Origin of the sequence: Streptomyces sp. NPDC050842, from assembly GCF_044456565.1 — a bacterium.
In the GTDB taxonomy this organism is placed as follows: domain Bacteria; phylum Actinomycetota; class Actinomycetes; order Streptomycetales; family Streptomycetaceae; genus Streptomyces.
Genome location: NZ_JBITGA010000011.1, coordinates 273,595 through 285,184 on the forward strand (window position 1 = coordinate 273,595; position 11,590 = coordinate 285,184).

Below are 11,590 nucleotides of genomic sequence, written 5' to 3' on the forward strand. Positions count from 1 at the left end.
ATGGAGTGGTTCACCGCGCCCGACCTCTGGCTGAGCCGGATCGCGTTCCAGCGGGGCCTCGCCGGGCTGTACTGCGTGGCGTTCCTGTCGGCAGCCCTCCAGTTCAGGGCGCTGATCGGCGAGCGCGGCATGCTCCCCGTACCGGAGTACCTGCACGTGGCCGGCCCGCGCCGTACCCCCTCGCTCTTCCACTGGCGCTACTCCGACCGGCTGTTCGCGGCCGTCGCGTGGACCGGGGCCGCGATCGCCCTGGCCCTCGTGGCGGGCGCCGGTGACGCGGTGCCGCTGCCGGTGTCGATGCTCCTCTGGTTCGTGCTCTGGGCCCTGTACCTGTCGATCGTGAACGTGGGCCAGACCTGGTACGCCTTCGGCTGGGAGTCGCTCCTCCTGGAGACCGGATTCCTCGCGGTCTTCCTCGGCAACGACGACACGGCACCGCCCGTCCTCGTCCTCTTCCTGCTGCGCTGGCTGCTCTTCCGGGTCGAGTTCGGCGCCGGTCTCATCAAGATCCGGGGCGACCGCTGCTGGCGGAACCTCACCTGTCTCTACCACCACCACGAGACACAGCCGATGCCCGGCCCGCTGAGCTGGTTCTTCCACCATCTGCCGCGCCCGCTGCACCGGGTCGAGGCCGCGGCCAACCACGTCGTCCAGCTGTTCGTGCCGTTCCTGCTCTTCACCCCGCAGCCGGTGGCCACGATCGCCGCCTGCCTCATGATCGCGACCCAGCTGTGGCTGGTGCTCTCCGGCAACTTCGCCTGGCTGAACTGGATCACCATCGTGCTCGCCGTCTCGGTCGTGGACGCCTCCGCGCTCACCGATGAGCACCCGCGGCCGGACCCGCCGCTCTGGTACGTGGTCGTGGTCGTCGCGGTGACCGCCTTCGTCCTGTTCCGGAGCTACCGCCCGGTGCGGAACCTGCTCTCCCGCAACCAGGCGATGAACCGCTCGTACGACCCGTTCCACCTGGTCAACACGTACGGCGCGTTCGGCACGGTCGGCCGGGTACGGGACGAGATCGTCGTCGAGGGCACCGACGATCCGGCACCGCACGCGGGCACGGTGTGGCGGGAGTACGGCTTCCGGGGCAAGCCGGGCGACCCGCGACGGCTGCCGCGCCAGTTCGCCCCGTACCACCTGCGCCTGGACTGGCTGATGTGGTTCGCCGCCCTCTCCCCCGGGTACGCGCGGGAGTGGTTCGGGCCCTTCGTGGAGCGGCTGCTCGACGGCGACCGCGACACGCTGCGGCTGCTCGCCCACAACCCGTTCCCCGACGCACCGCCGACGCACGTCCGCGCCCGGCTGTACCGGTACCGGTACACGACGTGGCGCGAGCTGCGCGAGACCGGGGCGTGGTGGCACCGGACGCTGGTGCGGGAGTACCTGCCGCCGATCCGGCTCAGGTAGCGACGTATCGGCTGGGGACGTACCGCTGCCCCCGGCCGGAAGGAGGACGGGGGCAGCGGAGTGAAGCAAGGGTTACGTCAGGGCACCGGTTCGGTCGGGATGACGTGGTCGATGAATGACCTGGTCGAAGACTCAGTCGATGCCGGGCAGGATGTGGGGCTCCGCGAGGTCGTCCTCGTAGCCCGCCAGCCGGATCGGGGCCGCGTGGGCCCACACTTCGAGACTTCCGAGCTCGCCGTTCCGGCGGGGCCGGTCCTGGGATTCGGCCGGTCTCGGTTCCTGCTTCGTCAGTTCGGGTGTCACCGCGCACTCCTTTGTGTCGCGTACCAATGGGGCCTTGGTGCCGTCGGTCGCGGTGGCGCCGTTCATCGGGCGGGACCGCGGCCTTGGTGGCAGGCCAGTCCCCGGACCGGCCGTGAGGATGGTGTGTTTACTCGGTGGCCGACCGTGGACATCAGAGTAACCAAATGAGCGCGTCCGCGCTCTACCGGGCTCAGAAGTGTGATGCGATCGAGTGAATGAAGCCGAAAGAGCGCTCTACCAGCAGGTAGAGCGCTCTTTCGGAGTTGCGTTTTACCAGTTGGCGGGGGCGTAGTCCTTGAGGAAGCAGCCGTAGAGGTCCTCGCCGGCCTCGCCGCGCACGACCGGGTCGTAGACGCGGGCCGCGCCGTCGACGAGGTCGAGCGGGGCGTGGAAGCCCTCCTCGGCGAGGCGCAGCTTGTCGAAGTGCGGACGCTCGTCGGTGATCCAGCCGGTGTCGACCGAGGTCATGAGGATGCCGTCGGTCTCGAACATCTCCTGGCCGCTGGTCCGCGTCACCATGTTCATCGCGGCCTTCGCGGCGTTGGTGTTCGGGTGCCCCGCGCCCTTGTAGCCGCGGCTGAAGACCCCCTCCATCGCCGAGACGTTGACGACGTAGGCGCGCCCGCTGGCCGCCTTCTTCGCGGCGTCGGCCATCGCCGGACGCAACTTGCTGATCAGGATGAACGGCGCCGTGTAGTTGCACAGCTGGGTCTCGAGGAGCTCCACCGGGGAGATCTGCTCGATGCTCTGCACCCAGGTGTTGCTCTCGACGACGTCCGGCACCAGGCCGCCCGCGTCGATCGCGGTGCCGTCGAGGTGCCGGGCGATGCTGGCGTTCCCCGCGACCAGGGCGAGGTCGGCGACCTGCTGCGCCTCGAGGCCGCTGACACCGACGGGCAGCGCGGCGGCCGTCCCCAGCTCACCGACCGCACCGGAGTTGAAGGCGCCGATGACGTGGTGGGCCGGGAGCTCGCCCGCGGGCAGCGGGGCGCTCTCGCCGTCGACCAGGGCGGCGTAGGCGGAGGGCAGGCGGCGCACGGTCTGCGTCGCGTTGTTGATGAGGATGTCCAGCGGACCGGCCTCGGCCATCTGGTCGGCGAGGGCCACGGCCTGGGCCGGGTCGCGCAGGTCGATGCCGACGACCTCCAGGCGGTGCATCCACTCCGCGGAGTCGTCCATGGCCTTGAAGCGGCGGATGGCGTCCTTGGGGAAGCGCGTGGTGATGGTCGTGTGGGCGCCGTCACGGAGCAGCCGCAGCGCGATGTACATGCCGATCTTGGCCCGGCCGCCGGTGAGCAGCGCGCGCTTGCCGGTGAGGTCGGCGCCGGCGTCGCGCTTGGCGCGGTTCAGCGCCGCGCAGGGCTGGCAGAGCTGGTGGTAGAAGTAGTCGACCTCGACGAACCGCGTCTTGCAGACGTAGCAGGAGCGCGGACGCTGGAGTATCCCGGCGATCCTGCCCTCCTCCGTGACCGAGGAGGGCAGGATGCCCTCGGTCTCGTCGTCGATGCGCTGCGCGGAGCCGGTGGCCGTGGCCTCGGTGACCGCCTTGTCGTTGGCGGTCTTCGCGGCCCGGCGCTCCTGGCGGCGGCGCTGCTTCACGGTCCGGTAGATGCCGGCGGTGGCGCGCCGGACGACGATCGCGTCCGGGTGGTCGACGTCCAGCTTGTCGAGCTCGTCGAGAACGCTCAGGCAGACGGCCAGGCGCTCGGGGTCGACGCCCGGCCCGTAGTCCTGGTTTTCTTCGGTCACCGTCATGGCCTTCGGGTTCCTCGTTCGCTCGTACGTCGTCGCCGCCGCTCGCGGGCGCTCGAATAGGCAACTTTACGGAGCGGGGGGCCGCGCCTCCAAACCCGTTCGGGGGGCGTGGTCGAAGACACAGTCCCCGCAGAGGCCTCCGCCGGGGCAGCGGTAGTAGAGGCAGCAGCTGGCGCGGCGCAGCCGGGGGCCGCGGACCGTACCGGCGAGGTCCGGGTGGTCGAGGAGTCCGGAGACCAGGACGGCGGCCCGCTCGGCGACCTCCGGCCTGCCCTGCGCACGGGCCCAGCGGGTGAGCTCGCGCAGGGCGCCGGCGAGGGCGGAGCCCGCGTTTCCCCAGAGCAGCCGGGGCGAGATCCGGCCGTCGCGGCGCAGCGCCGCGTGCAGCGGGACGAGGTGGGCCTCCTGGACGGCCGCGCGGAGGGCGTCGACGGTGGCGGGCCGGGTCGCGGAGCCGGACCACCACAGGTCGTCGGGAGAGGTCAGCGCCCCGTCCCAGTGCAGCTCGCCGGGGGCGAGGTCGGGGAAGGCGCCGTACAGCGCGGCCGGTCCGAGCGCGGTCGACCAGAGCCTGGCCGCGAGCCCGAGGTGGGCGACGGAGGCCCCGACCCGCCGCTCGGGAGCGCGGAGCCGGGCGGCGACCCGGTCCACGCGCGCGGTGAGGGGGCCGTCCTCCCCCGCGTACAACCGGGCGAGGGGGAGGTGCGCCCCTCCGGTCTCCGGCGCGGTGGTCCGCAGCGCGAAGAAACCGCCGACCAATGCTCCCCCAGCCTCCGGCCGGGGGTACCCCCATCTCGCTCCGCTCGCCACGAGATCCAGCTCGGGTTCCACGTGCCTGCCCCCACGTCCCTCGGTCCTGCGGCGAAGACTTCCGTACCGCCATGATTCTTCCGCACCGGCGGGAGGGCGCCGGAAAGATCCCGTTCCACCCCTTCCGACCTGCGCGGGTGTACATCTCCGGTCGTACGCGCGGGCCGCGTACTGCGACGGCGGTACCCCCCAAGACGTTCCCTGGTACGACGCCGGATTCGCCCGGAAGAGAGATCGTGGAGGGTATGAGCCCCCTCCTGCTGTCCGTGCTCCTGTCCCTGGTCTCGGCGGTCGCCTACGCGGCCGCGGCGATCGTGCAGGAGCGGGTCGCGGCCTCCGCGGCCGGTCCGCGCTACGCGCCGTTGCGCAGCCCTGCCTGGTGGGTGTCCGTCCTGCTCAACGGTCTCGGCGCGACCCTGCACGTGGTCGCCCTGGCGTTCGGCCCGCTCAGCCTGGTCCAGCCGCTGGGCGCCCTCACGATCGTGTTCGCGCTGCCCATGGCGGCCCTCTTCGTCGGCCGCAAGGCCGGGCGGCGGGCCTGGCGCGGCGCCCTCATGGCCACGGTCGGCCTCGCCGGCCTGCTGAGCCTCACGAACGGCTCCGACACGCAGTCGCTCGCCGACGGGGAACGGTGGCTGCTCGCGGCCGGCACGTCCGCCGTGGTGGCCGTCCTGTTCACGGTGGCCCACCTGGTGGGCCGGTCCGTGCTGCGCAGCGTGATCCTGGCCGCCGCGGCCGGCGTCTCCTTCGGCATGGCCTCGGTCTTCACCAAGTCCGTGGCCGAGGAATGGACCTCGGGCGCGCCGCTCGCCGAGTGGACCGGTCTGCTCGTCCTGTCGGCGCTCGCCGTGACCGGGCTCCTCCTCTCGCAGGCCTCGTACCGGGGCGCGGGGCTCGCCGCCCCGCTCGCCACGGTCACCGTGGTGAACCCGGTGGTCGCGGCGGCCGTGGGCCTCACGCTCTTCGGCGAGAGCTTCCGTTACGGCACGGCGGGCACCGTCGCCGCGCTGATCTGCGGCGCGGTCGCGGCGGGCGGCCTGGTCCAGCTCACCCTGGACCGCATGGCGGTGCCGCCGGAGACCCTGTCGGTGTCATCGGCGACGTCGGCGTCATCGGAGTCAGATAGAGACGCCCCGCGCCCTGAGGTAGGCCAGCGGGTCGATGTCGGAGCCGTACCCGGGACCCGTCCGTACCTCGAAGTGGAGATGCGGCCCCGAGCTGTTGCCGGTCGACCCTGAGCGTCCGATGCGCTGCCCTCCCTGGACCCGCTGGCCCTCGCGGACGGTGAGCGCGGAGAGGTGGGCGTACTGGCTGTAGCGGCCGTCCTCATGCCGCAGGACGACCTGGTATCCGTACGCACCGCCCCACCCCGCGGAGACGACCTTGGCATCGGCGACGGCCTTGACCGAGGTGCCGGTGGGGACGGGGAAGTCGACGCCGGTGTGGTAGCCGCTGGACCAGGAGGAGCCGCGGGTGCCGTAGCGGGTGCCGATGCCGGCGGCGATGGGAGCGGAGTAGCGGTCCTCGTCGGGCGCGGCGGCGGGACGGGGCGTGGACGCGGGCCGACTGACGGGCTTCGTCTGCGTCTTCGGCTTCGGCTTCGGCTTGGCGGCGGGCTTGGCCGGCGGCTTGGCGGCGGGGGTGGCACGCGGGGCCGGGGTCTTGGAGGCGGGCGCCTTCGTGACCGGGGGCTTGACGGCGGCGGCCTTCACCGGAGGGGTGGCCTTCACAGGCGGGGCTGTCTTCACGGGCGGGGGTGGTACGGCCCGCGGGGGCGTCACGGCCCGCGGGGGCGTCACGGCCCGCGGAGGTGTCACGGCCCGCGGAGGTGTCACGGCCCGCGGGGGCGTCTTCGCCTCCGCCGCCTTCTTGGGGGCGGCGATGCGCAGGGTCAGCCGCTGGCCGGGGTGGATCAGGTCGGGGTCGTCGCCGACCACGGGCCGGTTGGACTCGTACAGCCGCTTCCAGCCGCCCTGGACGCGTTCCTCGCGGGCGATCTTCGAGAGGGAGTCGCCGGGGGTGACCGTGTACATCTCGCGGATGGTGGGCACGGTGGTCGGACCGGCGCGCTTGGTGACCTGCTCGGGTAAGACGCGCTGCCCGGGCAGGGACGCGGTGCTCGGCGCGTTCCCCCCGCTGGACGGGCCCTCGGCCGTGCCGCCGGGCGCCTCGCCGCCGCGGGCGAGGCCGGCGCGCGGCCCGCACGAGGGCCAGGCGCCGGGCCCCTGTCCCTTGAGGACTCGCTCGGCGATCGCGATCTGCTGGTCCTTGGAGGCGAGGTCGGCGCGTGGCGCGTAGTGCGTGCCGCCGTAGCTCTCCCAGGTGGACTGGCTGAACTGGAGGCCGCCGAAGTAGCCGTTCCCGGTGTTGATGCGCCAGTTGGAGGAGGATTCGCAGGCCGCGACCTTCTCCCAGACGTCCAGCGAGGCGGCCTGTACGGCTCCCGCGCCGATCAGCGGCAGCGCCATTCCGGCGCCTCCCGCGGTGACGGTGAGCGAGGCACGGTTGATCCGGCTCGGCTGGTGGCGGCGGTGACGTCCGCGTACGCCCATGGGCCCCCCTTGGAACACAGCGACAGCCGTCCAAGTTAGGGGTGGCGCACGCTCCGTGACAAGGGGCGGGGCGGAACATCAAGCCCCTTGTGTCACCTTCCTGTTGACGGCGGGCGGAGTCCCGCGGGGCCGGGCTGGGGCTGAGGCTCGGGTTCCGGTACGGGTCCGCCGGGCTCGGGCACCGGGCTGGGCACGGGGTCAGGCGGCACCGGTACGGGGTTGGGCGGGGGTACCGGCGGCGGGGTGGGCACCGGGGGCGGGACGGGTGAGGGCTGCGGATCGGGGAAGGGGTGGGTCATCACGGACCTCTCGGTGGTCGGGATCCTCCCTCCCCAGGGTGACCCGGCGGACGGGCTCGCGCCCGCCGGATCGCTCCCTTCGGGGTCACCAGAGGCCGGGGGTGGCCTTGAGCTGGAGCTTCGCCGCGCGGACGACGTCCCCCGACGGGACGGGGGCCTCGTCCGGGTGGCGGTCGGCCCACTTGGCGGCGTACGGGCAGAGCGGCACGACGGGCACGCCCGCGCCGGCGGCGATCGTGTAGAACTCGCGCACGAGCGCTCCGGCGATGCCCTTCCCCTCGTGCCCGTCCTCGACGATGGTGTGGACCGCCACCAGGGCGTGGGGGTCGGCGTCGAGGACGAAGTAGACGATGACACCGACGAAGGTGTCCTCCTCGAACGCCTCCAGGCGCCCGTTCGTCCGGTCGTCGCGGATCTTCAACTCGGCCATGCGGCGTCTCTCCCTCGGCTCAGATCTGTGCGGGCACGGCGTGCGGAGCACGGACCGTGTCGCTCCCGGGAACGGGCGCGGAGGCGTCCTCCCCGAGCTCCACGATGCGGTTGTCCGCGTCGACGTGCACGACACGCGGCGTGAACGCCCGCGCCTCGGCGTCCTCGACCTGCGCGTAACTGATGAGGATCACGAGGTCACCGGGGTGCACGAGGTGCGCGGCGGCACCATTGATCCCGATGACACCGGAACCGCGCTCGCCCTCGATGACGTAGGTCTCCAGGCGGGCCCCGTTGTCGATGTCGACGATGTGCACGAGCTCACCGGGCAGCAGATCGGCCGCCTCCATCAAGGCGGCGTCGACGGTGACGGACCCGACGTAGTGCAGATCGGCCTGGGTCACGGTCGCCCGGTGGATCTTGGACTTGAACAGAGTGCGCAGCACTTTGGACTCCTCGAAGACGGCTCCCTGCCTGCTTTGTGCAGGTCAAGGGCGGTCTCGACCTTACACCGACACGCCCGTTCGATGTTTGTGAGGAACATCGCTCCCATCAGGCGATACGGGCCCCCACCTGGGCTTTCGCGCCGTCACCGACACCTGTTCGGGCAATCCTCCGGGAACACCCGAGGGCTCATGCTGACCGAATGCTGACTTACCTGATGATCCATCAGATGCGAGGGAGATCCACACACGGACGACGTGCGTCCACGCACCACCGACCTGTCGGGCACCGATATCCCTCTGGTTCATGGAACACGGTCCCTGCGGCCATCAGCCGATCGACAGCCCCGGAAGTCGGCTCGCTGCCTGCCGCCCGCCCGAGGCCCCTCGGCAGCGTGGAACTCGCGAGCGAGGCGGGGCCAAGGCGTCGACGCCGGTCCGCCCGGGCCGAGCTCCAAGTCACGCGCCCCTGCGCACTTGCGTGCGCCTCTCCTCCCTTCCGTACGGTCCAGCCCGATGGCGAACCACCCGCGCACGCCGTGAGGAGAGCTGTTGAAGCCGACCGACAGGGCGGTGGCCCGGGCGAGGGTGTGGAGGACGTCCCAGAGAGTCACTTCGAACTGCCGGGGCAGCTCCGTCGGCGGGATCGGGTTGAGGGCGGGCTTCCTGCGGAGGGGCTCGTACTCGTTCTTCCGCTTCTTGTCGTCCGCCGCGATGGCGGCCTTCACCTTGCCGACGAGCGCGTCGTCGGAGTGGACGGAGATGTTCGATGGCTGGGTCAGGTTCTGGAGTACTTCCTCGTCGTGGCGCGGTGCGGGCCGGGGGCTGGCGGAGCACTGGGGCGCGCTCAAGTACACCCAGGCCCTGGCCGGCTGCGGAGACTCCTTCCTCGGTCTCACCGAGGAGGGCCATCGCATCGCGGACCACTACAAGTCGCTGCAGTCCGGCGAGCTCGGCATCGGCTTCGCGCTCACCCTCGCCGAGCACATGCTGCGCCGCCGTTTCCCCGGCCACTCGGTGACGATCGTCCCCGCCGACACGGCATTGCGCGCGGGCTGGGCCCTCACCAGCAGGGACAAGGGCGAGAAGGTGAAGTACCGCTACCGGCCCCACTACTTCGCCGAGGTCTGGCGGCCGGGCGAGGCGTCCCGCGTCTTCCCCCTCGCCTGCAAGGGCAACCACCGCAACTCCGCTACCTCCGCCGACCAGCTGGCCTCCGCCTCCGTCCACACCGAAGCGGTCCACATCGGTGCGTGGAACGAGACCCCGGCCCTGCTGTGCAGCACGGAGATCTCGACGGACGGGGCACGATGGCCGTCCACGCCCTTGGCGCCGGGCAGCGGCGGCCGGTTGTCCCCGGCGGAGGGCCGGGAGCCGAACCTGAACGCGTCTCTGACGCAAGCGAACGTGATGCCGGACATCCACCCGCCGGCCAAGGGCCTGGTGGCTCCCGATCCGGTGCGGGGCTGCCACGTGCAGCCGAAGGACTTCGCCTGGTTCCAGGAGTCCCTGGCCCACACCACCGCGGCGGGCCTCATGGCCTTTACGGGCTCCGGCCGCGCCACCGCCCGCCACCTCACCGAGCGGCAGGGTCACAAACGCTTCACCGGCCTCCAACACGCGGCCAGCACGAGTGTGCAGGACGCTGCCCACACGCTCCTGGGGACCGAGTACGTCGGCACCGACCACGTCTTCCGCCTGAACGGTCCTCGCGTCGAGGCGTTCTCCGGCGTGGACCAGGCACTCTTCCGTCTCCTCGCCAGGGGCGACGTCGAGAGGAGTTTCGCGCCGTCGTCCACGCCGGCCGCGACACTCGCCCCCGGCTCACCTTCGACAAGAGCTGGGGAGGCCCCGTCTCCGTCCACGCCGACGGCTCCGTCTTCGCCCTGCGGTTGCTGCCGGGGCAGGACGAGAAGCCCCGGTAGGACCGGGGATCGCCGTCCGGGCCGACCCACCTCGGAGCCGGCCCCGACGGGATGTCGATCTGCTTGCAGGCTCAGAGCGGTACCCCGGCTCCAAGGCTCCCGGCGCCGATGGCTCCCCTCAACACGTTGGTGATCTCCTCGGGCTTGAGGTCGATGCCGTCGAGCCCCTCCAGAGTCAGCGGGACCTCCTCCAGCGCGTACTCGCCGCGGCCTTCGGCACTGAACTCGGGGCCGGTGCGGTCGTCGAAGGACCAGGTCGCGATGCGGGCGAGGTAGAAGAGCTGGCGCTCGTCGTCGGTCTCCAACGTGTGGAGGAGTCGGATGATGTCAGCCTTTCCCGCGATCTCCTCGTGGATCTCCCGGTGGAGGGCGGCCTCCCGGGACTCGTCGCCGGGCTCGACACCGCCACCGGGCAGGACCCAGTACTCGGGGATGCCGGGCCTGGTGCGGCGGATGACCAGCATCGTGTCGTCGGCGGTGACGAGGACGGCGCGGACTCGTTCGATCATTTCGGTTCGTCTCCTTGCTTGTTGACGGTCTTCAGTGCAGCAGCCAGCCGCCGTCGACGTGGACGGACTGCCCCGTGATGAACGAGGCGGAGGGGCCCACAAGGAATGCCACCAGGGCCGCGACGTCCTCGGGCAGGCCACGGCGCGGGACGCACTGCCCCCGAGGTAGCGACGGGGGTGTGCGGAGCCCCAGACCGGGGCCGGCTCGTGCTGCGGGACGCGCCGGTCGGTGTCGAGGACCGCGGTCAGCGCCTCCGGCCAGGTTGGTTGGGACGGGGACCACCTGCGAGACGGTGCCGACGCGCACGGACATTGCCCGGAGCCTCCAGGTTGGCAAGCGCCGCCGCGATCACTTCGTCCCGGTCGGCGTAGCCAGTCGCCGCGGGGCATTGAGGCCGGCATCCTGTAGTCGCTTGCGCTCGGTGGACGCCGCGTTCTTCAGGACCTGCCAGTCGCTGGCCAGGTGCTCAGCCCACTCCCACGCGACGGGCTTGGGTACCCAGGTCTCGACGCGTATGCCTGCCAGTCGCTGAGCCAAGCGCTCAAGGTGGTCGAGATCGGGCCGGGCATGACCGTAGGCGTTCGCGTCGAAAACCACTGCCTTGAGCTTCTCACGGAGGGGTGAGGTCAGTCGGAGCTTCGCGCTGTCCGTAGATCGCGCTTGGGATTTGCTTGCCATGGCGGGATTCTCTACCCGCAGCGCAGCCCCTTGTGGACGCTCGCGGAATCTCGTCGGCTTCGGGCGCCCTGGCTGAGTGCCGGACCGCCGTCATGATCATGTGCGGGCCACAATGCCTGTCCGCCTAGGTCGAGTCCTGTCGCTCGCGTTCGGCGCGGACGGCCGCACCCCGCACGCGGCGGGGGCGCGCGTCCCCGTCCAGACGTACGACATCGACCCGGCGCGGGCGGTCACCGAGGTGTGCCGCCGCGCCGTAGGGACGCTCTCGCCCGCCGAGTGGCGGACGTGCCTGCCCGGCATCCCCTACCGGAAGGTGTGCTGAGCGGCGCCCGCGAGACCGGCCGGCGCGTCCGGGGGACGAGGGTGTGGTTCGTGGTCGTGCCCGGCGTCCTTGGGGCCGCCGGTGCCTTGCCGCCAGGTCAGGCAGGCACCGGGCGCCGGGGCGGCGGGTGACCGCCGGGCGAGTCGCGCGGCGTCGG

At 71.7% G+C, this 11,590-nt stretch carries 13 protein-coding genes; 4 read left to right on the plus strand and 9 right to left on the minus strand.

Going from position 1 to position 11,590, the window contains the following annotated elements; all coding sequences use genetic code 11:
- Entirely contained in the window at positions 1-1,407 is a 1,407-nt protein-coding gene (locus ACIBG6_RS32490) for a lipase maturation factor family protein (RefSeq protein ID WP_399226311.1), read from the plus strand.
- Positions 1,408-1,539: 132 nt separating this feature from the next.
- Here the strand turns inward: ACIBG6_RS32490 and ACIBG6_RS32495 are convergent, their stop codons facing one another.
- The 3 genes from ACIBG6_RS32495 to ACIBG6_RS32505 all read right to left on the minus strand — a co-directional run bounded on the left by ACIBG6_RS32495 (position 1,540) and on the right by ACIBG6_RS32505 (position 4,275).
- On the minus strand, positions 1,540-1,710 hold the full coding sequence (locus tag ACIBG6_RS32495) for a hypothetical protein (protein ID WP_314614228.1): 171 nt from the start codon (positions 1,708-1,710) through the stop codon (positions 1,540-1,542).
- 270 nt (positions 1,711-1,980) lie between these two features.
- Positions 1,981-3,465 carry an SDR family NAD(P)-dependent oxidoreductase gene (locus ACIBG6_RS32500; protein ID WP_317601346.1) on the minus strand — a complete coding sequence of 495 codons (1,485 nt, stop codon included), beginning with the start codon at positions 3,463-3,465 and terminating at the stop codon, positions 1,981-1,983.
- A 66-nt stretch (positions 3,466-3,531) separates the two neighbouring features.
- Positions 3,532-4,275 carry a (2Fe-2S)-binding protein gene (locus tag ACIBG6_RS32505; RefSeq protein ID WP_399226367.1) on the minus strand — a complete coding sequence of 248 codons (744 nt, stop codon included), beginning with the start codon at positions 4,273-4,275 and terminating at the stop codon, positions 3,532-3,534.
- Positions 4,276-4,520: 245 nt separating this feature from the next.
- Here ACIBG6_RS32505 and ACIBG6_RS32510 point away from each other — a divergent pair, with 245 nt between their 5' ends.
- Positions 4,521-5,513, plus strand: a complete 993-nt coding sequence (locus ACIBG6_RS32510) for a DMT family transporter (RefSeq protein ID WP_399226312.1) — start codon at positions 4,521-4,523, stop codon at positions 5,511-5,513.
- On the opposite strand, the gene ACIBG6_RS32515 is transcribed toward ACIBG6_RS32510, so the two are convergent.
- The 3 genes from ACIBG6_RS32515 to panD form a co-directional block, all read right to left on the minus strand.
- Positions 5,394-6,827 carry a transglycosylase family protein gene (locus tag ACIBG6_RS32515; protein ID WP_399226313.1) on the minus strand — a complete coding sequence of 478 codons (1,434 nt, stop codon included), beginning with the start codon at positions 6,825-6,827 and terminating at the stop codon, positions 5,394-5,396. The two genes, ACIBG6_RS32510 and ACIBG6_RS32515, sit on opposite strands and share 120 nt — an antisense overlap.
- A gap of 384 nt (positions 6,828-7,211) precedes the next feature.
- Positions 7,212-7,607 carry a GNAT family N-acetyltransferase gene (locus tag ACIBG6_RS32520; protein WP_399226314.1) on the minus strand — a complete coding sequence of 132 codons (396 nt, stop codon included), beginning with the start codon at positions 7,605-7,607 and terminating at the stop codon, positions 7,212-7,214.
- Positions 7,576-8,001: an aspartate 1-decarboxylase gene (gene panD, locus ACIBG6_RS32525; RefSeq protein WP_317601339.1), complete on the minus strand. Its 426-nt coding sequence runs from the start codon at positions 7,999-8,001 to the stop codon at positions 7,576-7,578. Before panD ends, ACIBG6_RS32520 begins: the two co-directional genes overlap by 32 nt.
- A 759-nt stretch (positions 8,002-8,760) precedes the next feature.
- Here panD and ACIBG6_RS32530 point away from each other — a divergent pair.
- Positions 8,761-10,056 (plus strand): hypothetical protein, encoded by a 1,296-nt coding sequence (locus ACIBG6_RS32530; protein ID WP_399226315.1) that lies wholly within the window; start codon positions 8,761-8,763, stop codon positions 10,054-10,056.
- Here ACIBG6_RS32530 and ACIBG6_RS32535 read toward each other — a convergent pair.
- From ACIBG6_RS32535 to ACIBG6_RS32545, 3 genes are read right to left on the minus strand one after another with little or no spacing between them, the layout of a single operon-like run.
- Entirely contained in the window at positions 9,995-10,432 is a 438-nt protein-coding gene (locus ACIBG6_RS32535) for an NUDIX domain-containing protein (RefSeq protein ID WP_399226316.1), read from the minus strand. The genes ACIBG6_RS32530 and ACIBG6_RS32535 overlap by 62 nt on opposite strands.
- 31 nt (positions 10,433-10,463) lie before the next feature.
- Positions 10,464-10,745: an SDR family oxidoreductase gene (locus ACIBG6_RS32540; RefSeq protein ID WP_399226317.1), complete on the minus strand. Its 282-nt coding sequence runs from the start codon at positions 10,743-10,745 to the stop codon at positions 10,464-10,466.
- A gap of 36 nt (positions 10,746-10,781) precedes the next feature.
- Positions 10,782-11,111: a hypothetical protein gene (locus ACIBG6_RS32545; protein ID WP_399226318.1), complete on the minus strand. Its 330-nt coding sequence runs from the start codon at positions 11,109-11,111 to the stop codon at positions 10,782-10,784.
- Between the two features lie 112 nt (positions 11,112-11,223).
- Between ACIBG6_RS32545 and ACIBG6_RS32550 the strand changes: the two genes are divergently transcribed.
- Positions 11,224-11,433 carry a hypothetical protein gene (locus ACIBG6_RS32550; protein ID WP_399226319.1) on the plus strand — a complete coding sequence of 70 codons (210 nt, stop codon included), beginning with the start codon at positions 11,224-11,226 and terminating at the stop codon, positions 11,431-11,433.
- The last annotated feature ends 157 nt before the right edge of the window (positions 11,434-11,590 follow it).

Excerpts from the sequence above, each read along its gene's own strand:
- ACIBG6_RS32515 (WP_399226313.1), bottom strand. The coding sequence starts at position 6,827 with ATGGGCGTACGCGGACGTCACCGCCGCCACCAGCCGAGCCGGATCAAC.
- ACIBG6_RS32510 (WP_399226312.1), top strand. The coding sequence starts at position 4,521 with ATGAGCCCCCTCCTGCTGTCCGTGCTCCTGTCCCTGGTCTCGGCGGTC.
- ACIBG6_RS32545 (WP_399226318.1), bottom strand. The coding sequence starts at position 11,111 with ATGGCAAGCAAATCCCAAGCGCGATCTACGGACAGCGCGAAGCTCCGA.
- ACIBG6_RS32500 (WP_317601346.1), bottom strand. The coding sequence starts at position 3,465 with ATGACGGTGACCGAAGAAAACCAGGACTACGGGCCGGGCGTCGACCCC.
- ACIBG6_RS32535 (WP_399226316.1), bottom strand. The coding sequence starts at position 10,432 with ATGATCGAACGAGTCCGCGCCGTCCTCGTCACCGCCGACGACACGATG.
- ACIBG6_RS32530 (WP_399226315.1), top strand. The coding sequence starts at position 8,761 with ATGTTCGATGGCTGGGTCAGGTTCTGGAGTACTTCCTCGTCGTGGCGC.
- ACIBG6_RS32540 (WP_399226317.1), bottom strand. The coding sequence starts at position 10,745 with ATGTCCGTGCGCGTCGGCACCGTCTCGCAGGTGGTCCCCGTCCCAACC.
- ACIBG6_RS32490 (WP_399226311.1), top strand. The coding sequence starts at position 1 with ATGGAGTGGTTCACCGCGCCCGACCTCTGGCTGAGCCGGATCGCGTTC.
- ACIBG6_RS32550 (WP_399226319.1), top strand. The coding sequence starts at position 11,224 with ATGCCTGTCCGCCTAGGTCGAGTCCTGTCGCTCGCGTTCGGCGCGGAC.